At 43.1% G+C, this 19,754-nt stretch carries 20 protein-coding genes; 18 read left to right on the top strand and 2 right to left on the bottom strand.

The window, feature by feature from the left end; translation table 11 throughout:
• Positions 1–43: 43 nt before the first annotated feature.
• The 13 genes from truB (at position 44) to N596_RS01370 (ending at position 12,478) form a co-directional block, all read left to right on the top strand.
• Complete coding sequence (gene truB, locus N596_RS01310) at positions 44–940, top strand: tRNA pseudouridine(55) synthase TruB (protein WP_023022821.1); 897 nt, start codon at positions 44–46, stop codon at positions 938–940.
• Between the two features lie 4 nt (positions 941–944).
• Positions 945–1,862, top strand: a complete 918-nt coding sequence (locus N596_RS01315) for a bifunctional riboflavin kinase/FAD synthetase (protein WP_023026657.1) — start codon at positions 945–947, stop codon at positions 1,860–1,862.
• Positions 1,863–1,989: 127 nt separating this feature from the next.
• Positions 1,990–2,391 (top strand): Spx/MgsR family RNA polymerase-binding regulatory protein, encoded by a 402-nt coding sequence (locus N596_RS01320; protein WP_040803090.1) that lies wholly within the window; start codon positions 1,990–1,992, stop codon positions 2,389–2,391.
• Between the two features lies 1 nt (position 2,392).
• A complete protein-coding gene (locus N596_RS01325) occupies positions 2,393–2,671 on the top strand; it encodes a UPF0223 family protein (protein ID WP_023026658.1) in 279 nt (92 codons plus the stop codon).
• Positions 2,661–3,434, top strand: a complete 774-nt coding sequence (locus N596_RS01330) for an inositol monophosphatase family protein (RefSeq protein ID WP_023022828.1) — start codon at positions 2,661–2,663, stop codon at positions 3,432–3,434. Before N596_RS01325 ends, N596_RS01330 begins: the two co-directional genes overlap by 11 nt.
• On the top strand, positions 3,431–4,735 hold the full coding sequence (locus N596_RS01335; RefSeq protein ID WP_023022830.1) for an RsmF rRNA methyltransferase first C-terminal domain-containing protein: 1,305 nt from the start codon (positions 3,431–3,433) through the stop codon (positions 4,733–4,735). Before N596_RS01330 ends, N596_RS01335 begins: the two co-directional genes overlap by 4 nt.
• 130 nt (positions 4,736–4,865) lie before the next feature.
• Positions 4,866–5,732 (top strand): phosphate ABC transporter substrate-binding protein PstS family protein, encoded by an 867-nt coding sequence (locus tag N596_RS01340; protein WP_023022832.1) that lies wholly within the window; start codon positions 4,866–4,868, stop codon positions 5,730–5,732.
• Positions 5,733–5,749: 17 nt separating this feature from the next.
• Positions 5,750–6,661 (top strand): phosphate ABC transporter permease subunit PstC, encoded by a 912-nt coding sequence (pstC, locus tag N596_RS01345; protein ID WP_023022834.1) that lies wholly within the window; start codon positions 5,750–5,752, stop codon positions 6,659–6,661.
• Positions 6,651–7,535 (top strand): phosphate ABC transporter permease PstA, encoded by an 885-nt coding sequence (gene pstA, locus N596_RS01350; protein WP_023026659.1) that lies wholly within the window; start codon positions 6,651–6,653, stop codon positions 7,533–7,535. The genes pstC and pstA overlap by 11 nt, the downstream gene beginning before the upstream one ends.
• A gap of 11 nt (positions 7,536–7,546) precedes the next feature.
• Positions 7,547–8,350, top strand: a complete 804-nt coding sequence (gene pstB / locus N596_RS01355) for a phosphate ABC transporter ATP-binding protein PstB (RefSeq protein ID WP_023026660.1) — start codon at positions 7,547–7,549, stop codon at positions 8,348–8,350.
• A 29-nt stretch (positions 8,351–8,379) separates the two neighbouring features.
• On the top strand, positions 8,380–9,138 hold the full coding sequence (gene pstB, locus N596_RS01360) for a phosphate ABC transporter ATP-binding protein PstB (RefSeq protein WP_003003393.1): 759 nt from the start codon (positions 8,380–8,382) through the stop codon (positions 9,136–9,138).
• 12 nt (positions 9,139–9,150) lie between these two features.
• Positions 9,151–9,804, top strand: coding sequence for a phosphate signaling complex protein PhoU (phoU, locus tag N596_RS01365; RefSeq protein WP_023026661.1), 654 nt, complete (start codon positions 9,151–9,153; stop codon positions 9,802–9,804).
• Positions 9,805–9,934: 130 nt separating this feature from the next.
• Positions 9,935–12,478 (top strand): M1 family metallopeptidase, encoded by a 2,544-nt coding sequence (locus N596_RS01370; RefSeq protein ID WP_042361033.1) that lies wholly within the window; start codon positions 9,935–9,937, stop codon positions 12,476–12,478.
• 56 nt (positions 12,479–12,534) lie between these two features.
• On the opposite strand, the gene N596_RS01375 is transcribed toward N596_RS01370, so the two are convergent.
• On the bottom strand, positions 12,535–13,077 hold the full coding sequence (locus N596_RS01375; protein WP_042361035.1) for a biotin transporter BioY: 543 nt from the start codon (positions 13,075–13,077) through the stop codon (positions 12,535–12,537).
• 205 nt (positions 13,078–13,282) lie between these two features.
• Here N596_RS01375 and N596_RS01380 point away from each other — a divergent pair, with 205 nt between their 5' ends.
• The 5 genes from N596_RS01380 (at position 13,283) to N596_RS01400 (ending at position 18,356) form a co-directional block, all read left to right on the top strand.
• Complete coding sequence (locus tag N596_RS01380; protein WP_023026663.1) at positions 13,283–13,873, top strand: hypothetical protein; 591 nt, start codon at positions 13,283–13,285, stop codon at positions 13,871–13,873.
• A 113-nt stretch (positions 13,874–13,986) separates the two neighbouring features.
• Positions 13,987–14,661 carry a response regulator transcription factor gene (locus N596_RS01385; RefSeq protein ID WP_023022847.1) on the top strand — a complete coding sequence of 225 codons (675 nt, stop codon included), beginning with the start codon at positions 13,987–13,989 and terminating at the stop codon, positions 14,659–14,661.
• The gene (locus tag N596_RS01390; RefSeq protein ID WP_023022849.1) at positions 14,651–16,024 is read left to right on the top strand and encodes a sensor histidine kinase; all 1,374 of its coding nucleotides are present in this window, start codon (positions 14,651–14,653) and stop codon (positions 16,022–16,024) included. Before N596_RS01385 ends, N596_RS01390 begins: the two co-directional genes overlap by 11 nt.
• Positions 16,025–16,389: 365 nt before the next feature.
• On the top strand, positions 16,390–16,776 hold the full coding sequence (gene gloA, locus N596_RS01395) for a lactoylglutathione lyase (RefSeq protein ID WP_023022851.1): 387 nt from the start codon (positions 16,390–16,392) through the stop codon (positions 16,774–16,776).
• A 194-nt stretch (positions 16,777–16,970) separates the two neighbouring features.
• Positions 16,971–18,356 carry a polysaccharide deacetylase family protein gene (locus N596_RS01400; protein WP_023026664.1) on the top strand — a complete coding sequence of 462 codons (1,386 nt, stop codon included), beginning with the start codon at positions 16,971–16,973 and terminating at the stop codon, positions 18,354–18,356.
• Between the two features lie 312 nt (positions 18,357–18,668).
• Here the strand turns inward: N596_RS01400 and N596_RS01405 are convergent, their stop codons facing one another.
• The gene (locus N596_RS01405; RefSeq protein WP_023026665.1) at positions 18,669–19,754 is read right to left on the bottom strand and encodes a DEAD/DEAH box helicase; all 1,086 of its coding nucleotides are present in this window, start codon (positions 19,752–19,754) and stop codon (positions 18,669–18,671) included.

Raw genomic sequence — 19,754 nt, forward strand, 5'->3', positions numbered from 1 at the left:
GGTGACCGTCATGGTCACACATGAGTTAGAAAGAGTAATTCAAATGGACGGAATTATTAATGTAAAAAAAGAAGCGGGAATGACTTCACATGATGTGGTCTTTAAACTGCGAAAAATCTTAGGAACCAAGAAAATCGGCCATGGGGGAACTCTGGATCCGGATGTGGTGGGGGTTCTTCCGATTGCCGTAGGAAAGGCGACCCGAATGGTTGAATTTATGCAGGATGAAGGCAAAATCTATGAGGGAGAAATCACTTTGGGGTTTTCTACCACGACGGAGGATGCCAGCGGAGAAGTTGTCGATCGGACCCCTGTGCAAGACCCCTTGGATGCAGAAGAGGTAGACCGCATGATTGCCCAGATGGTAGGAGAAATCGAACAGGTACCACCCATGTATTCAGCGGTCAAGGTCAATGGGCGTAAGCTCTATGAGTATGCGCGTGCAGGAGAAGAAGTGGAACGTCCAGTTCGGCAGGTGAACATTTATGAATTCACGCGCACAAGCGAAATTCGTTATGAAGAAGGACTAGCCCGCTTTCGCTTCCGGGTTAAATGCAGCAAGGGGACCTATATCCGAACCTTGTCTGTGGATTTAGGGCAGAAACTGGGCTATGCGGCCCATATGTCTCATCTGACACGTACCAGTGCTGCTGGCTTGTCCTTAGAAAATGCCCTAACCTTGGAAGAACTTGCTGAAAAAGTTGCTCAAGGAGATTTGAGCTTCCTTCATCCACTTGAAATTGGAACAGGAGATCTGGAAAAAGTGGAGCTGACAGTCGAAGAGGTCGGCGAAGTCCAAGTGGGACGCTTTATTCCGGTTGAGAGTGACTCCAAAGAATTGGCTGCTTTTTACCAAGGAAAATTAGTGGCCATTTTAGAAAAAAGAGAAGAACTTTACAAACCTCGCAAGGTTTTTCTGACAGAAAGTGTGTTACAATAAATTCATGAACATTTGTTATGTAACTAGTGAAAAAGAAATAAAAGCTCAAGCAGATACAGTTCTTGTCTTGGGCTATTTTGACGGTCTTCACAGAGGGCATCAGGAGCTCTTTCGGACAGCTCGTGCCATTGCGGATGAGCAAGGACTTCGAGTAGCTGTCTTGACCTTTCCAGAATCTCCAAAATTGGCCTTTGCCCGTTACCAACCAGAATTACTCCTCCACCTTCAAAATCCAGAGGAACGCTTTAAACGAATGGAAGAACTTGGAGTCGATGATCTTTATCTCATTGATTTTACCAGTGATTTTGCGGCTCATACGGCTGAAGAATTCGTTGCAACCTACCTAACAAGTCTTCAAGCGCGTGTCTTAGTGGCAGGATTTGATTATAGCTTTGGTAGCGATAAGAAAGTAGCTAGTGATTTAGAAACCTATTTTAAGGGCCAAGTCATAGTGGTTCCCCCTGTCCTAGACCAGGGAGAAAAAATCAGCTCGACCCGTATTCGGCAGGCTATTTCATCAGGCCAGGTCAAAGAAGCAGCCGATCTCTTGGGATATCCTTTATCCAGTCGTGGTATCGTCGTTCATGGGGATGCACGAGGCCGAACCATTGGTTTTCCAACAGCCAATCTTGCACCTATCGATCGGACACATCTTCCTCAAGATGGTGTTTATGTCGTCGAAGTAGAAGTGCTAGGGCAACGTCACCGGGGGATGGCCTCTGTAGGAAAAAACTCGACCTTTGATGGGACGGAACTTCGCTTTGAAGCCAATATCTTTGATTTTTCAAAAGATATTTATGGACATACGATTCGGATTTTTTGGTTAGACAAGATTCGAGAAATGGTCAAATTTGACAGTGTAGAAGCGCTTGTGGAGCAACTGCGTCAGGATGAGATCATAGCTCGTCAACGGACCAGATAACTTTTGTTAGAAATTCTCCCTTAAGGGGAGAATTTTCTTTGTCTAAATTCAAAAATCACTATGCAAGCACCGAATAATTTTGTATAATAGAGTTAGCTAAGTGTGTCCAAAAAAAGAAGAGAAGAACATGATTACATTATTTTTGTCTCCGAGTTGTACATCCTGTCGGAAGGCCCGGGCTTGGTTAGAAAAACATGAGGTTCCTTTTAAGGAACACAATATTATGACGAGTCCTCTAACAACTGAGGAGTTGCGTAATATTTTAGCTCTAACTGAGAACGGTACAGACGATATTATTTCAACTCGTTCTAAAATTTTTCAGAAGTTAAATGTTGATGTAGAGGATTTATCGATTTCTGCTTTGATTAAGCTCATTGAGGAAAATCCTAGTCTTTTGCGTCGCCCAATTATTCTAGACAAGAAACGGATGCAAATTGGTTTCAATGAGGATGAAATCCGCGCATTTCTCCCTCGTGGATATCGTAAGGAAGAGTTAAGATCTGCTACATTAAGAGCGGAGATCCATTAATATGAATAAGAATTATAGTTACCCACTCGATTTATCGTGGAGCACTGAAGAGCTTGCTTCGGTGCTTTCTTTTTTTAATCAGGTTGAACAAGCCTATGAACAAAAGGCAGATGCCCGCATCTACCTAGAAGCCTATAAGGCCTTTAAGAAAGTTGTCCCAAGTATTGGCGAAGAAAAGCGTCTGGGCAAGGAATTTGAAGAGGTCAGTGGCTACTCACTTTACCGCGCAACCAAAGTTGCGAAAGAAAAAGGGGAAGGATGGTTTTCGATTGATCAATAAATTAGAATTTGCTAAGACCATTGTCAAAGAAGCAGGAAGCTATCTAAGAGAACACTTACATGACCAGCTAGCTATTACTGTCAAAACAAATCCGACGGATTTGGTGACTCAGATGGATCAGAAAGTGCAAGCAACCTTAGTCCATAAGATATTAGAAGCTTATCCAGAAGACCAAATTTTCGCTGAAGAAGATGAACTTCGTGCTCCTATTCACTCCGGCAAGGTCTGGGTGATTGATCCCATTGATGGGACCAATAATTTTGTGACCCAAAAAGAAGATTTTGCTGTAATGGTTGCCTATTTTGAAGAAGGGATTGGCCAGTTTGGCTTGATCTATGATGTCATGCGCGACCATCTCTTTTTTGGTGGAAAGGATTTTGGAGTCTTTTGCAATGACAAAGAACTGAAACCATTTCAAAATCGGCCTCTTGGGGACTTATTAGTGGCTTCCAATGTCGGCATGCTCAAATCCAACGCTTGGGGCATGGCGGATCTGGGAGCAGAGTGCTTGGGGATTCGAGTCTATGGGAGCGCTGGTATCAGCTTTACCAAGATTCTATCTGGTGGTATTTTAGGCTACTTTAGCTATATCTGGCCTTGGGATTATGCTGCTGCTGCCATTATGGGCGAGTGTCTAGGTTACTCGGTCCTGACCTTGGAAGGGAAAGAACCCAACTATGAGACCTTGGAGCCCATTATGATGGTGCCGACTTGTAAACTAGATGAAATTCAACCTTTTTTGACGAAAGGAAAAAACGCATGACCTTTCCTCAAGGATTTAAAGAAAAGTATACCCAATTACTTGGAGAAGAGGCTGAAGCCTTCTTTCAAACTTTTGATGAACCAGCCGTTTCTGCCTATCGAACCAATCCATTAAAGGCAGTGCAAATCAGAGGCGATGAGCCCATTCCAGGCATGCCTTGGAGTTACTATGGTAAGGTATCGGGGAAATCCATTGCCCATGTCACAGGTTTGGTCTACTCGCAAGAACCCGCTGCCCAAATGGTGGCTCAAGTAGCGCATCCCAGTCCGGGTATGAAGGTCTTGGATCTTGCGGCAGCCCCTGGTGGAAAGACGACTCACTTGCTCTCTTATTTAGGCAATCAAGGCCTCCTTATTTCTAATGAAATTCACAAGGGACGCTCCAAGATTCTGGTCGAGAATATTGAACGCTTTGGTGCTCGTAACGTCGTGGTGACCAATGAATCAGCCGAACGTTTGGCAAAGGTTTTCCCAGCCTTTTTCGATCTGATTGTTTTGGATGCACCATGCTCTGGTGAAGGAATGTTCCGGAAGCAGCCAGATGCCATGGACTACTGGAATCCAGATTATCCAGCTCAATGCGCAAGTCTTCAAAGAGAAATCTTAACAGATGCTATCAAGATGCTGGCACCAGGGGGGCAGCTAGTTTATTCGACTTGTACCTGGGCTCCGGAAGAGAACGAAGAGATTGTCTCTTGGCTTTTAGAAGAATATGAGCTAGAATTGCTACCGATTGAAAAAATTAATGGTATGGTAGAAGGGATCGGACATCCTGAAACGGCCCGTATGTATCCTCATCATTTCAAGGGTGAAGGGCAATTTGTTGCTAAATTCCTTTATCACGGAGAGCCTGAAGTTAAGAAGTTCAAGGAAGGACGTTCCAATCTAACGGCTGAGCAGAAGAAGTTGTGGCAAGCTTTTACCAAGGACCGCTTAGCCATCGACTTGGAGGGTCTCTACCAATGTTTTGGAGATCAGCTTTATTTCTTACCATCTGGACTTCCTGATTTGAAAAAGGTCAAGATTGCTCGCAATGGCTTGCACCTTGGCACCTTTAAGAAAAATCGCTTTGAACCTAGCTTTGCTCTGGGCCTAGCTCTGAAACCAGATCAAGTGAAAAAATCAGTCAGCTTGTCGGATCCAGACTTTAGTAAGTACGTGGCTGGAGAGACCATTCAGTTGGAGCAAGATTACGCAAATGGATGGTATCAGGTCCTGGCTGGAGGCAATGGTTTGGGCTTTGCAAAAGTAACGGGACGAACGTTAAAAAATTTCTTTCCAAAAGGCTTGAGATTTAGATAAATTATTAGGAAATGCGGTCTTTCTATGTTATAGTGGAAATAGAGTGATTCTTGCTAGAATACTAGAAGATGACCAAGTGTTTAGAGATAACATTTAAACGATATTTGATTTTGATTCAAGGAGACTTACATTGAATAAATGCAAAAAGCTAGTCCTTGGGCTAGCAACAGTAGCACTTGCAGCTTCTCTATCTGCCTGTGCATCTTGGATTGACCGTGGAGAAGCGATTACAGCTGTTGGATCGACAGCCCTACAACCGCTCGTTGAAGGGGTGGTAGATCGTTATGTGGAAGAACATCCCGGTAAGATTGTTAATGTCCAAGGAGGCGGATCTGGTACAGGTCTTTCTCAGGTCCAATCGGGAGCTGTGGATATTGGAAATAGTGACCTCTTTGCGGAGGAAAAAGATGGAATCGATGCTTCTAGCTTGGTAGACCATCAAGTGGCAGTAGCAGGAACAGCCATCATTGCCAATAAGACTATTTCCGTAGACGATTTGACAACTGAACAATTGCGTAAGATTTTTACTGGTGAATATACCAACTGGAAGCAATTGGGGGGTGAGGATCTCGAAATTACCATTGTGAACCGGGCAGTAGGATCCGGTAGCCGTGCCGTATTCGATGACATCATCATGAATGGGAAAGATCCTAAACAGGCTCAGGAACAGGATTCCAATGGAATGGTGAAGAACATTGTTTCCCAGACTCCAGGTGCCATTTCTTATTTGGCTTTTACCTACGTGGATGATAGTGTCAAAACTATGAAGTTAAATGGCTATGAACCAACTAAGGAAAACGTGGTGAATAATAACTGGCCAATTTGGTCCTACGAACACATGTATACCAAGGGAGAGCCAAGTAAATTGGCCAAGAAATTCTTGGATTATATGATGACAGATGAGGTCCAGCAGGAAATCGTTGGTAAGATGGGCTATATCCCAATCAATGATATGAAAGTCAGCCGTGATCTTGACGGTAACATTACGAAGAAATAAGAAGAATTAGGTAAAAAATGAACGAAGTAGCAAAAAAAATGCTCGCAAAGTCCAATAATTCTCGTTTGGAAAAATTTGGTAAAACCATTACCTTCTGTTGTATGAGTTTAATTGTCTTTGTTGTAGCTTTGATTTTGATTTTTGTAGCCCAAAAGGGATTATCGACCTTCTTTGTCAACAAGGTCAATGTCTTTAGTTTCCTTTTCGGATCCACTTGGAATCCGTCAGGGAAAGAATTTGGGGCTTTGCCAATGATCTTGGGTTCCTTCATTGTAACCCTTTTGTCTGCTTTGGTGGCGACACCTTTTGCCATTGGTGCAGCAGTCTTTATGACAGAAGTATCTCCTAAGGGATCTCGTCTCTTACAACCAGCCATTGAATTGTTGGTAGGGATTCCTTCCGTTGTATATGGATTTATTGGTTTGCAAGTAGTGGTTCCATTTGTTCGTTCCATCTTTGGTGGGACAGGATTTGGGATCTTGTCAGGGGTCTTTGTCCTCTTTGTCATGATTCTCCCAACAGTGACCTTTATGACAACAGACAGCTTACGGGCAGTCCCTCGTCACTACCGGGAAGCGAGTATGGCTATGGGAGCGACTCGCTGGCAAACCATCTGGCATGTCACCTTAAAGGCAGCTCGCTCGGGTATTTTTACGGCAGTTGTCTTTGGGATGGCGCGTGCCTTCGGGGAAGCCTTGGCTATTCAGATGGTAGTCGGAAACTCAGCAGTTGTTCCAACATCTTTAACAACTCCAGCTTCCACCTTGACCTCCATTTTGACCATGGGTATTGGAAATACGGTTATGGGAACAGTTAACAACAACGTTCTCTGGTCACTTGCTTTGGTGCTCTTGCTGATGAGTTTGGCATTCAACAGCGTTATCAAATTGATCACGAAAGAAAGAGGTAAGAAGAACTATGCACGCTAAAAAAATAGATAAGATAGAGACAGGGGTTCTCTATGCTATTGCTGGAATTATTGTCACTATTCTTGCTTCTTTGATTCTCTATATCTTACTTAGAGGGTTGCCGCATGTGTCTTGGACTTTCTTGACCAGCAAATCCTCTTCTTACCAAGCAGGTGGAGGGATTGGGATTCAGCTTTATAATTCCTTCTTCCTCTTAGTCATTACCTTGATTATTTCCTTCCCACTTTCTTTGGGGGCAGGGATCTACTTGTCAGAGTATGCCAAGAAGGGCCCATTGACCAATTTGGTTCGGACCTGTATTGAAATCTTGTCTTCCCTACCATCAGTTGTAGTTGGTCTCTTTGGCTATTTGGTCTTTGTAGTGCAGTTCCAATATGGCTTCTCGATTATTTCTGGTGCCTTGGCCTTGACAGTCTTTAACTTGCCACAGATGACACGGAACATTGAAGATAGTTTGCAAAACGTCCACCATACACAAAGAGAAGCTGGGCTTGCTCTTGGAATCTCTCGTTGGGAAACCGTGATTCACGTAGTGGTACCAGAAGCCTTGCCAAGTATTATTACGGGTGTCGTACTGGCTTCTGGACGGATTTTCGGGGAAGCAGCGGCCTTGATTTATACAGCTGGCCAGTCTGCTCCAGCTTTGGATTGGAGTAACTGGAACCTCTTCAGTGTGACCAGTCCAATCTCCATTTTCCGTCAAGCGGAAACATTAGCGGTCCACATTTGGAAGGTCAATAGTGAAGGAACCATTCCAGATGCTATTGAAGTATCCGCTGGATCTGCAGCAGTTTTGTTGATCTTCATTTTGATATTCAACTTTGGAGCACGTAAGCTCGGTACTTACCTCCATAAGAAATTAACCTCAGCATAAAAGGAGAAGAAATGTCAAAATACAATTGGGATGAGAGACACATCATTACTTTTCCTGAAGAAAAGGTGGTCCTATCTACCAAAGATTTGCATGTCTATTATGGAAATAACGAGTCCATCAAAGGCGTCGACATGCAGTTTGAAAAGAATAAGATTACAGCCTTGATTGGTCCTTCTGGATCAGGGAAGTCCACCTATCTTAGAAGTTTGAACCGAATGAACGATACCATTGATATTGCGCGTGTGACTGGTGAGATCTGGTACGAAGGGATTGATGTCAACCGACCAGATATCAATGTCTATGAAATGAGAAAGCATATCGGGATGGTCTTCCAACGACCAAATCCATTTGCGAAGTCTATCTACCGCAATATTACCTTCCCTCACGAACGGGCAGGAGTCAAAGACAAGAAGGTCTTGGATGAAATCGTAGAAAAATCCTTGAAGCAAGCAGCCCTCTGGGATCAGGTCAAGGATGACTTGCACAAGTCTGCTTTGACGCTCTCAGGAGGTCAACAGCAACGCCTTTGTATTGCCCGTGCCATCTCCGTTAAACCAGAGATTTTGCTCATGGATGAGCCAGCCTCAGCCTTAGACCCGATCGCAACAGCGCAATTAGAAGAAACCATGCTGGAGTTGAAGAAGGATTACACGATTGTCATCGTGACACACAGTATGCAACAAGCAGCGCGTGCTAGTGATTATACCGGTTTCTTCTACCTTGGAAACCTCATCGAGTACGATAAGACTTCGAATATTTTCCAAAATGCGAAATTGCAATCGACCAACGATTATGTATCGGGTCACTTTGGATAAAGGAATATGACAACAAAAAGGAAAATAGAATGACAGAACCAATTTTGCAAGTCAAGGACTTGTCGGTTTATTACAATAAAAAGAAGGCTTTAAATAGTGTTTCTTTGGATTTTGCTCCAAAGGAGATTACAGCTTTGATTGGTCCTTCTGGATCAGGGAAATCTACCCTTTTAAAAGCCATTAACCGCATGGGGGACCTGAACCATGAGGTCACAACTACAGGAACCATCCTCTATAATGGACATAATATCTACGGACCACGGACCGATACGGTCGAATTGCGCAAGGAAATCGGAATGGTCTTCCAACAGCCCAATCCCTTTCCAATGTCCATTTATGATAATGTGACCTATGGCTTGATGATTAATGGTGTCAAGGACAAGGCTGTTTTGGATGAAGCGGTTGAAACCTCACTGAAACGTGCTTCCATCTGGGATGAGGTCAAGGATCGCCTGCATGATTCTGCTATCGGACTTTCCGGTGGTCAGCAGCAGCGGGTTTGTGTAGCGCGGGTCCTTGCGACCAGTCCAAAGATTATTCTTTTGGATGAACCAACTTCAGCGCTGGACCCGATTTCAGCTGGTAAGATTGAAGAAACCCTGTATGGACTAAAAGACCGTTACACCATGCTCTTGGTGACTCGATCCATGCAGCAAGCGAGTCGGATTTCCGATAAAACAGCCTTTTTCTTGGATGGCGATTTGATTGAGTACAATGATACCAATGAAATGTTCTTGAACCCAGCTAAGAAAGAAACAGAAGACTATGTCTCTGGTAAATTTGGATAGGAAGAAAATAAAATGTTACGAGTTCAATTTGAAGAAGATTTAGAAAAATTGCATAACCAATTTTATGCAATGGGAAATGAAGTGTTGACCCAAATCAATCGTACGGTTCGTGCTTTCGTCACACATGACCGTGAATTGTCCCGCCAGGTTATCGAAGATGATGCGGATATCAATGAATACGAAGTGAAATTGGAGCGCAAATCTTTTGAGATTATCGCCCTTCAACAGCCAGTTTCGCAAGACCTTCGCGTGGTCATGACGGTCTTAAAAGCAGTCTCTGACTTAGAGCGGATGGGTGACCATGCGGTTTCAATCGCGAAAGCAACTATTCGAATGAAGGGGGAAGTCCGCATCCAATCTGTTGAAGAGGAGATCAGCAAGATGGGTCGTGAGGTCAAAGACTTTGTCGAATCCACACTGGATGTTTACCTCAAAGGTGATGTTGATTTGGCCTATGAAGTAGCTAGCCGAGACGAAGTGATCAACCATTACTTCGATAGCATTCAAGAATTAGCAACAGAAGAAATTCGGAAGAATCCAGAGTCCATCGTTACCGGACGGGATTATTTCCAAGTGATCAACTTCTTGGAACGCATCGGAGATTATGCAAAAAACATCTGTGAGTGGGTTGTCTACTTCGAAACAGGGAAAATTGTGGAATTATAAGAAAATAAAGTCTGAGGTCATCATCTCAGACTTTATTTTCTTATAGATCTTGTTTTGCCTCCTCTTACCTTACAGACCTTTGGATTTATGTTAGAATAGAAGATGAGAATAAATGAAGAAGGAGTTACTCATGCAAGCAGTTGCACATTTTATTGATACATTTGTACCTGAGCACTATGATCTATTCTTAGATTTGAACCGCTCAAACAAAACTTTCTCAGGGAAAGTGACCATTACTGGAGAAGCAAAGAAGACTCGCATCTCTCTTCACCAAAAGGATTTGACCATCGAATCTGCACAAGTAGAAGGGCAAGATTGTGCCTTTACAGTCAATGATGAGGAAGAAGCGGTCTTTGTCGAAGTTCCTGCTACAGGTAAAGTAAACCTTACCCTCACTTATACAGGGAACATTACCGATAATATGACAGGGATCTATCCGTCTTACTACACAGTAGATGGCCTTAAAAAGGAAGTGATCTCTACTCAATTTGAGAGCCACTTTGCGCGTGAAGCCTTCCCAAGTGTGGATGAGCCAGAAGCCAAAGCGACCTTTGATTTGGCCGTGAAATTTGACCAAGAAGAGGGAGAAATCGTTCTTTCAAACATGCCTGAAATCGATGTCGAAAGTCGGAAAGAAACAGGTATTTGGAAGTTTGATACAACTCCTCGTATGTCTTCTTATCTCTTGGCCTTTGCGGCGGGAGATTTGCAGGGTGTGACAGCTAAGACCAAGAATGGAACCCTAGTCGGTGTCTACTCTACCAAAGCTCACCCATTAGAAAACTTGGACTTCTCCTTAGATATTGCTGTTCGTGCCATTGAATTCTACGAAGACTACTATGGAGTGGCTTACCCAATCCCTCAATCCCTTCATATTGCCCTTCCAGACTTCTCTTCAGGAGCTATGGAAAACTGGGGCTTGGTAACCTACCGCGAAGTTTACCTCCTTGTAGATGAGAATTCGACAGCCCAAAGCCGTCAAACAGTAGCCTTGGTGGTGGCTCACGAATTGGCTCACCAATGGTTCGGAAACCTCGTAACGATGAAGTGGTGGGATGACCTCTGGTTAAATGAAAGCTTCGCCAATATGATGGAATATGTCTGCTTGGATGCCATTGAACCAAGCTGGAATATCTTTGAAGACTTCCAAACGACAGGTGTACCTGCTGCCTTGAAACGCGATGCGACAGATGGTGTTCAATCCGTCCATGTGGAAGTGAAACACCCAGACGAGATCAACACCCTCTTTGACCCAGCGATTGTTTACGCCAAAGGTAGCCGTCTCATGCACATGCTTCGCCGCTGGTTAGGCGATGATGCCTTCCGCAAGGGCTTGAAAATCTACTTTGAAAAGCACCAATATGGAAATACCATTGGGCAAGATCTTTGGGAAGCCTTGGGTCAAGCTTCTGGTCGGGATGTAGCAGCCTTTATGGATTCTTGGTTGGAGCAACCTGGCTATCCAGTTGTTTCAGCTTCTGTAGAGAATGATACCTTGATCATCCGTCAAGACCAGTTCTTTATCGGAGAAAAAGAAGAAAAAGGTCGCAAGTGGGTTGTTCCGCTAAATAGCAACTGGTCAGGTATTCCTGATACTTTGGAAACCGAAGTCTTAGAAATTCCAAACTACAGTGCCTTGAAAGCAACTAATAGCGGGGCTCTTCGCTTCAATACAGAAAATACGGCCCACTATATCAGTGATTACCGTGGGGAATTGTTGGAAGACATCCTTGCGGACCTTGCTAACTTAGATAGCACTTCAAAATTACAAGTGGTTCAAGAACGTCGTCTTTTAGCTGAAAGTGGGCAAATTTCCTATGCAAGCCTCTTGCCAGTGATCGAGCATTTGACAGAAGAAAATTCCTTCTTGGTAGTTTCTGCTGTTTCGAGCGTCTTGACTGGAATCAGTCTCTTTGTGGATGAAGGAACGGAAACAGAAGTTGCCTTCCATGAGCTGTTGAAACGGATGAACCGCTACAACTTTGAACGCTTGGGACTAGAAGCTAAGCCAGGTGAAGCAGAAGAAGACGAAAAAGTTCGTCAGCTCATGATTGCTAACATGATTAAGGCCAATGATGAAGCTGCACAAGCACAAGCGAGCGCTATCTTTGAAGCGCACGCAGCTGATCTAGAAAAACTTCCAGCTGCCATTCGCTTGCAAATCTTGGTCAACCAAATCAAACACCAGGAAACCAAGGCGCTTAGCCAACAATATCTGGATACCTATGTGAAGACAGTTGATGGAAACTTTAAACGCCAGTTGGCGGCTGCCCTTTCTTATACCAAGGATGAGGAAACTTTGGAAGCTCTATTGAAGGAGTGGAAGAACAAGGATGTGGTGAAACCTCAGGACTTGGCTATGAGCTGGTACTTCAATTTCTTGCACCATGACTTTACCCAAGGAAGAACCTGGACTTGGGCGCGTGAAAACTGGGATTGGATCAAGAAAGCACTCGGTGGTGATATGAGCTTTGATAAGTTTGTCATCTACCCAGCTAACTGTTTCAAGACCCGTGAACGGTTGAATGAATACAAGGCCTTCTTTGAGCCTCAATTGGATGATATGGCGATCAGCCGTAATATCAAGATGGGAATTAAAGAGATCGCGGCTCGTATCGATCTTATCGAGCGGGAGAAAGCAGCGGTTGAAACAGCCCTTCTAGCAACTAAATAAAGAAAAAAAAGCTCCTAGAGAGGAACCTACAGGTTTGTAGGCCTCTCTAAGAGTTTTTATTTTGCTTTTTTGAAATATGGGAGATGTTTGAGATTGCGATAGAGAATAACTGCGAAAACCGTTGTCAACGTGATCTTAATCAAATCTGGTAATACAAAAGGTAGGACGACCAGTTTTACGGTGAGATCCAAACTCTGGTGGGTAATGAGCATAAAACCTAAGGCACCCCCAATAAAGAGGACGACTTCCCCCAAGGCGTTAGCTAGGAAGATACGAATGGGCTGTCCCTTTTGGCCAGCGAGGCTAGAGGTAACCAAAGCACGAAGGGGAAAGAAGAAAAGGAATCCAGCAGTGGGACCGTAGAAGGAGCTGATGCCTCCGTGACCACCTGCAAAGACGGGGAGGCCAATGGCACCTAAGAGGAGGTAAATGAGAACAGAAAGGGTGGCTTCTTTTGGACGGTAGATGCTGGCGATCAATCCAATCGCTAAAGTCTGAAGCGTGATAGGAATGGGTCCAAGTGGGATTGTAAAAGGAGATAGGGCAGCAATCAGAGCTGCTCCAAGAGCAATTAATGTCATTGATTCTATTTTTTTCAAAACAGTAAACCTCGCTTTATTTTTATGGTAACTATTCTACAAAAAAGAATGCAAGCCTGTCAAGTCCTCTATTCAGCTGTGACAATTGTCTCCATCCTCATTTTAGGAAAGTTTAAGAAAAAATTTAGTCACGATTAAGGAAGAATCGGTAAACTATCCCTATCTAAACAAAGGCCTTGTTTAAATAATTTAAGGAATGGAAAGAATGCAAGCTTCGAATGAACAAAAGCAAGAAAGAACTGAAAAAATGATTGTCGTTAAGAAAAGTCCTAAGTGGTGGGCAACTGCCGCAGCAACAGGAGGACTTGTCGTAGGAATGACTGGTGGATTTGGCTTGGGAATGTTGGCGACAGACAATACGACTCCCCAACGCCAACAAGCAGCAGTAGCTACACAAAATAGTAACCAGCCTGCCCAAAACCATCAAGGACAAAATAGCCATGGGAACGATCAAAATGGACCTTCTAACTCACAAGGTTTTGATGGCCAAAATGGTGGTCCAGGGCAAGGAGAAATGAACGGTCAACCACCTCAAGGAGGGGGCTCGCAAGGTGGTCAAGGACAAGATGGATTTGGTGGAGGACCAGGCGGTATGCCACCGCAAGATGGCCAAAACGGTGGACCAGGACAAGGAGACATGAATGGCCAACCACCACAAAATGGAGGCCCTCAAGGTCAACAAGACAAGCAACAAAATAGTAAATCGAGTAAAAAGTCCTCCAAGAAATCCTCTTCGAAAAAATCGTCTAGCAATACAAACAATTCATCAAAGGATGAGACAGGGACAGCAGGCTAAGAAAAAAGTTGAAATCGCTATCTGAATGCTACTGAATGAAGCCTGGTCATGTTATAATAGAGTAGAAAATACTCGTCATCCCTGTATGGAAGAATGAGAAGGAGAAAGTACACATGATTAAGATTTTATTAGTAGAAGACGACCTCGGTTTGTCTAATTCAGTATTTGATTTTTTAGATGACTTTGCAGATGTCATGCAAGTCTTTGATGGAGACGAAGGTCTTTATGAGGCTGAAAGTGGCATCTATGACCTCATTTTGCTAGACCTCATGCTCCCTGAAAAAGATGGTTTCCAAGTTCTGAAAGAATTGAGAGATAAGGGTGTCTCCACTCCAGTATTGATTATGACAGCCAAAGAGAGTTTGGACGATAAGGGCCATGGGTTTGAGTTAGGGGCAGATGACTATCTGACCAAGCCATTCTACCTAGAAGAACTCAAGATGCGGATCCAAGCATTGTTGAAGCGCTCTGGTAAGGTCAATGAAAATACCCTTTCTTATGGGAATGTAACCGTTAATCTTTCGACAAATTCTACGCTTGTTGAAGGGAAAGAAGTGGAGCTATTAGGGAAAGAATTTGATCTTTTGGTCTATTTCCTTCAAAATCAAAATGTTATCCTGCCCAAGACACAAATCTTTGATCGACTTTGGGGATTTGATAGCGATACGACTATCTCGGTTGTTGAAGTGTATGTTTCTAAGATTCGTAAGAAGTTAAAAGGAACAGAATTTGCAAAAAATCTCCAAACATTGCGTAGCGTGGGGTACATTCTGAAAGATGCTCAATAAAATTAAAAAAACTGTCAATGCGGATGACTTTTCTTATTTCATCCGCTATTTCGGACTCTTTACCTTGATTTTCTCAACCATGACCTTGATTATTATTCAAGTAATGCGGTCAAGTCTGTATACAACGGTTGATGAAAATTTAAAGATACTGAGTAAAGATCGTTATTCCATCATTAGCTTGGCCAATCGTACCGGAAATGGGATGGGAAGAGACGAACCAGATGATGACCGACCAGAAGATAATGAACCTGATCCCGAGGATGGCCCTAGACCATCGGTCACTTCCAATAGTACAGCCATCCTCTTGAATGATAATTTTGAAAATGTGACGACGGACAATGGTTTTCTGGATTTAAAAACAGTGACCTTTAGTCGCAGCTATTTAAACAAGATCAAGCAGATTCAAATCACCAACCATTATAAGCAAAAAGAAAGCTACCGGGCTTATTTGGTGGATATTGACCCCGATGATTATATCGATGGGGTGAAATATGCCGTGATCATGACCAATATCAGCCAGTTGGAGCAGACCAGTGAAAAACACGAGAGCCAAATCGCCTTGGTCATGATTTGCTTCTGGGGCATTTCCCTCTTTGCAAGTATCTTCCTGGCTAAGATGAGTGTGAAACCTCTCTTAGAGAGCATGAACCGGCAGAAGGCTTTTGTCGAAAATGCTTCTCATGAATTGCGGACACCTTTAGCCGTTTTGCAAAATCGTTTGGAAACCCTGTTCCGAAAGCCAGAGGCAACAATTATGGAATCCAGTGAGAATATCGCCTCCTCTTTGGATGAGGTTCGCAATATGCGCTTACTGACGACCAATCTCTTAAACTTAGCCCGTCGAGATGATGGGATTAAACCTGAGTTTTGTGAAATCCCTCCTTCTTTTTTCGACCAAACCTTTGCCAATTATGAAATCATTGCCGAGGAAAATGATAAAATCTTCGAGTATGAGAATCATGTCGAAAGGAGTCTGGTGTCTGACAAGGTCCTACTGAAACAGCTGATGACCATTTTGTATGACAATGCCCTCAAATACACAGAGGAAGAAGGAAAGATACGGTTTGTCGCCCAATTCAAGGATCGCTATCTCTATCTTCGGGTAGAGGATAATGGACCAGGGATTGCAGACGAAGATAAAAAGCGGATATTTGATCGATTCTACCGAGTGGATAAGGCGCGTACGCGTCAAAAGGGTGGTTTTGGTTTAGGACTGTCCTTAGCCAAGCAAATCGTAGAAGCCTTTAATGGCACCATTACTGTTCGAGATAACAAGCCGAAAGGTGCTATTTTCGAGGTCAAACTAGCAACCAAGTCAGATAGTAAAAAGAAATCAACTTCTAAATCAACGAAAAACAAGTAAAGCTGAGGAATCTTTAACTTAGATGAAGCAAAAGACTTCTAAAACTTTCCAAAGGTGAGAAGGGACGTCAGCGAACTTCTACGAAGTTCCATGACTTAGTTTTGAACCTAAGGTTTCAAAACTCCCTTGTGCTTGAAACATAACTGTTTCAAGCACTTTTCTCACGGCGGAAAGTTTCAGAACCTACATGGATGGCGCTCATAATAAGGAGTTGTTCTTATTTTTTAGAATAACTTGGCTTATTTTATATAACATAAGTTTTTCGATAATTTAGGCTGAGGAATCCTCAGCTTTTTCATCTATTTCAAATAATCGCTATTTTTGCCTGACTAGTGTATAATAGTAAAAAAAGAAAGAGGTGTCGTATGGCTTCAAAAATGTTACACACTTGTTTGCGAGTGGAGAATTTAGAAAAATCAATTGCTTTTTATGCAGATGCGTTTGGCTTTAAGGAATTGCGTCGCAAAGATTTTCCTGAATACAAATTTACGATTGTTTATCTTGGTTTAGAAGGGGATGACTATGAGTTGGAATTAACTTACAACTATGATCATGGTCCTTACGTCATTGGAGATGGCTTTGCCCATGTTGCCTTGAGTACGCCAGACCTTGAAGCCCTTCATGCGGAGCATAAGGAAAAAGGTTACCAAGTAACAGATCCTAAAGGCTTGCCAGGAACTCTTCCAAACTATTACTTTATTGTGGACCCAGATGGCTACAAAGTCGAAGTGATTCGTGAAAAGTCCTTATAATCAGCATCATATAACTTGTGACAAAGAGCAGATGTGACCACATCTGTTCTTTTTTTCTGCTTGAAAGTTGCCGGTTCAAAGTGACAGGAGATAGGACTGAGCTACTTTAATTTCCCTATCATATTTTAGGTTTTATTTTCTAGATTCTAGAGTTTTCTACTGTTTTTTGGTGATAAAATTGCTATAATAAGAGTATGAAGAAATCCTACTTGAAAATACTTATTCTCATCCTCCTCAACCTCCTTTTTATCGGAGGGATTTATCTTGCTTATCAGAAGATTGAGGAAGCACGCGCTATCAAAAATTATAATCAACAGTTTTCCAAAGCAATCCAGGAAGAAGAAGCAGTTGAAAAAGACAAAGATACCATTCTTCAAAAAGGAATGGTCGGTCAATCTTATGTTGCTGCCTACTACCCGAAAAATAACGAAGAACCTATCGCAGTGGTCAAAGAGAGAATTTTGGCTGACGTAGGCTCTCTTCCCCAAGAAGAGAAGAAGAATCAGCAAGCAAAAGAGCTATTGTTCTATCATACCGAACGCTCAGAGGACCCATTTGTCGGGGTTCACCCTTATCAGGTGAAGAAGACCCAGTACAAGTGGAAAAACGGTAAGTTCATCAAAGATGGGATTGACAAACTTCCCCTCCTTTATCTAACGGATGAGGGGACGGTCTTCCAATTCTCCCAATTGTTTACGGATGCTGATTTAGCCAAAGAAACCCTCTTAACAGAGTTGCGCTCTCAGCTGGTCTTCCTTCAGTTAGGGGAAGATAGAATTGAAGAGCTGATGCAAACCGTCTCAGCAAGTGATATGGCAAGCTGGCAGTTCACCTATAATAAAGGTGTGCTGTCCATCACGCTTCCAGTAGATATTGAAGGTATGGAAACTTTTGATGTTCCTCTTTCCAAACTCTATGATGTGATTGATTCTGCTCGTCTGAATCCTGAAGATCTTCAATCTTATGAGGCCTACCAAACTCAACGTCATGCTAAGATGGTTGCCTTAACATTTGATGATGGTCCAGATCCAACGACGACCCCTCAAGCCCTAGATATCTTGAACAAGTACCATGTTAAAGCGACTTTCTTTATGCTTGGGAAGAATGTCTCGGCCTATCCTGAAGTGGCCAAACGGGTACGTCAGGAAGGACATGAAATCGGGATCCATACCTGGAATCACCCTGTCTTAACCAAGTTGCCTTTAGAATCTGCCCAAAAAGAAATCATGGATACTAAAGAAGTCATTCAAAAGGTCACTGGCGTGCAAACGAAAATTACTCGTCCGCCTTATGGTTCGATTAACAGTGCCATTCAATATGCGGTAGATCAGGCCTTTATCATGTGGGATGTGGATACTCTGGATTGGAAGACCCACAATACACAAGCTATCTTGGCAGAAGTGAAAAAACAAGTCAAACCAGGATCGATTATCCTGATGCACGATATCCACCAAACCTCTATCAATGCCCTTCCAGCCGTGATTGAATACCTTCAATCGCAAGGCTACACCATCGTGACGGTTGATGAACTCTTAAACCACCAAGTGGAAAGTCATCGCCTCTATTACAATCGTAATTAAAAAGATCGTTCGTAGTATTACGAACGATTCAGATTTAAGATAAAGTAATTAAAAATAACTTTCCTTAGGTGAGTACGGACGTCAGCGAACTTCGTAGAAGTTCCATGACTAATTATTGAGCCTAAGGTCTCAATAATTCCGTGTGCCTGAAACTATTGTGTTTCAGGCACTTTTCTCACAGCGGAAAGTTTTTTCATCTTCTTAAACGACTATAAATATAAGTCATTTTTTGAAAATCATCCAGCTGTTTTATGTAAAACAATAGTTTGTCTATATTAAAAATCGTTCGTAATGCAACGAACGATTTTCTTATTATTCCCCTATATAAAGTTGCGCTCCTTTGAGAATCAAGGGACGTACAGGGGTTAATTTTTTCAAACTTTTCAATTCTTCTGGATGGCTAACTAAGGTGATAACATAGCCCTCTTTGCCCATGCGTCCGGTACGCCCAGATCGGTGGATGTAGGTTTCGGCATCTCGAGGGACTTCATAGTTGACGACACATTCTAGGGAGTCGATATCAATTCCTCGTGCCACCAAATCGGTTGCCAGAAGGAGTGTCAACTGGTGGTCCTTAAAGCGTTCCAGAATGACTTTACGGAACTTGACATTAACGTCACTAGCAAGTGAGACGGCACTAACTTCCCGGTATTGGAGTTTTTCTTCGGCGCTTCCCAGGTCTGACAAGCTGTTGAAGAAAACGAGCCCACGAAAGTCTTCGACATTGGAGAGTTTTCTGAGGAGTTCGACTTTTTCTCGCTTATCCACTTCCATATAGAAGTGCTGGATATTGTCTAAGTTTTGTCCTTCCACTTGAATGGTTAGGGTATTGGGTTCGATTTGTTCTGGATCAAACTTGGTCGTTGCACTCATATAGATAAATTGATGATCACGGGGCGCGTAGTGGCAGATCTTATCGACAAAGTGGTACTGAGAGTCGCTAAAGAGTTGGTCAAATTCATCTAGGATGATGGTATCGACATTCATCATCTTGATTTTCTTTAACTTGATCAATTCAAAAATACGGCCAGGAGTTCCAATGAGAATTTCGGGCCCCTTTTTGAGGCGTTCGATTTGCCGTTTTTGACTTGAGCCAGAGAGGAAAAGTTGGGCACTGAGTCCTAGAGGTTCCGCCCATTGTTTGGCAACCTCAAAGATTTGTCCTGCCAACTCTGTGTTGGGAGAGAGGATCAACAATTGTTGCGCTTTTTTAGGTTTTAGTTTGAGAAGACTAGGGAAGAGATAGGCCAAAGTCTTTCCGGTTCCTGTCGGGCTGACTCCAAGCACGTTCTCCCCTTGGGTAATAGGTTCAAAGAGGCGTTCTTGGATTTCAGTAAGTTGCTCAAATCCGAGGGTTTGAAGTTGCTCTTGCCAGAGCAGTGGAAATGCTAGTGTCAT

It is taken from the genome of Streptococcus ilei, assembly GCF_000479335.1.
GTDB classification, from domain to species: domain Bacteria; phylum Bacillota; class Bacilli; order Lactobacillales; family Streptococcaceae; genus Streptococcus; species Streptococcus ilei.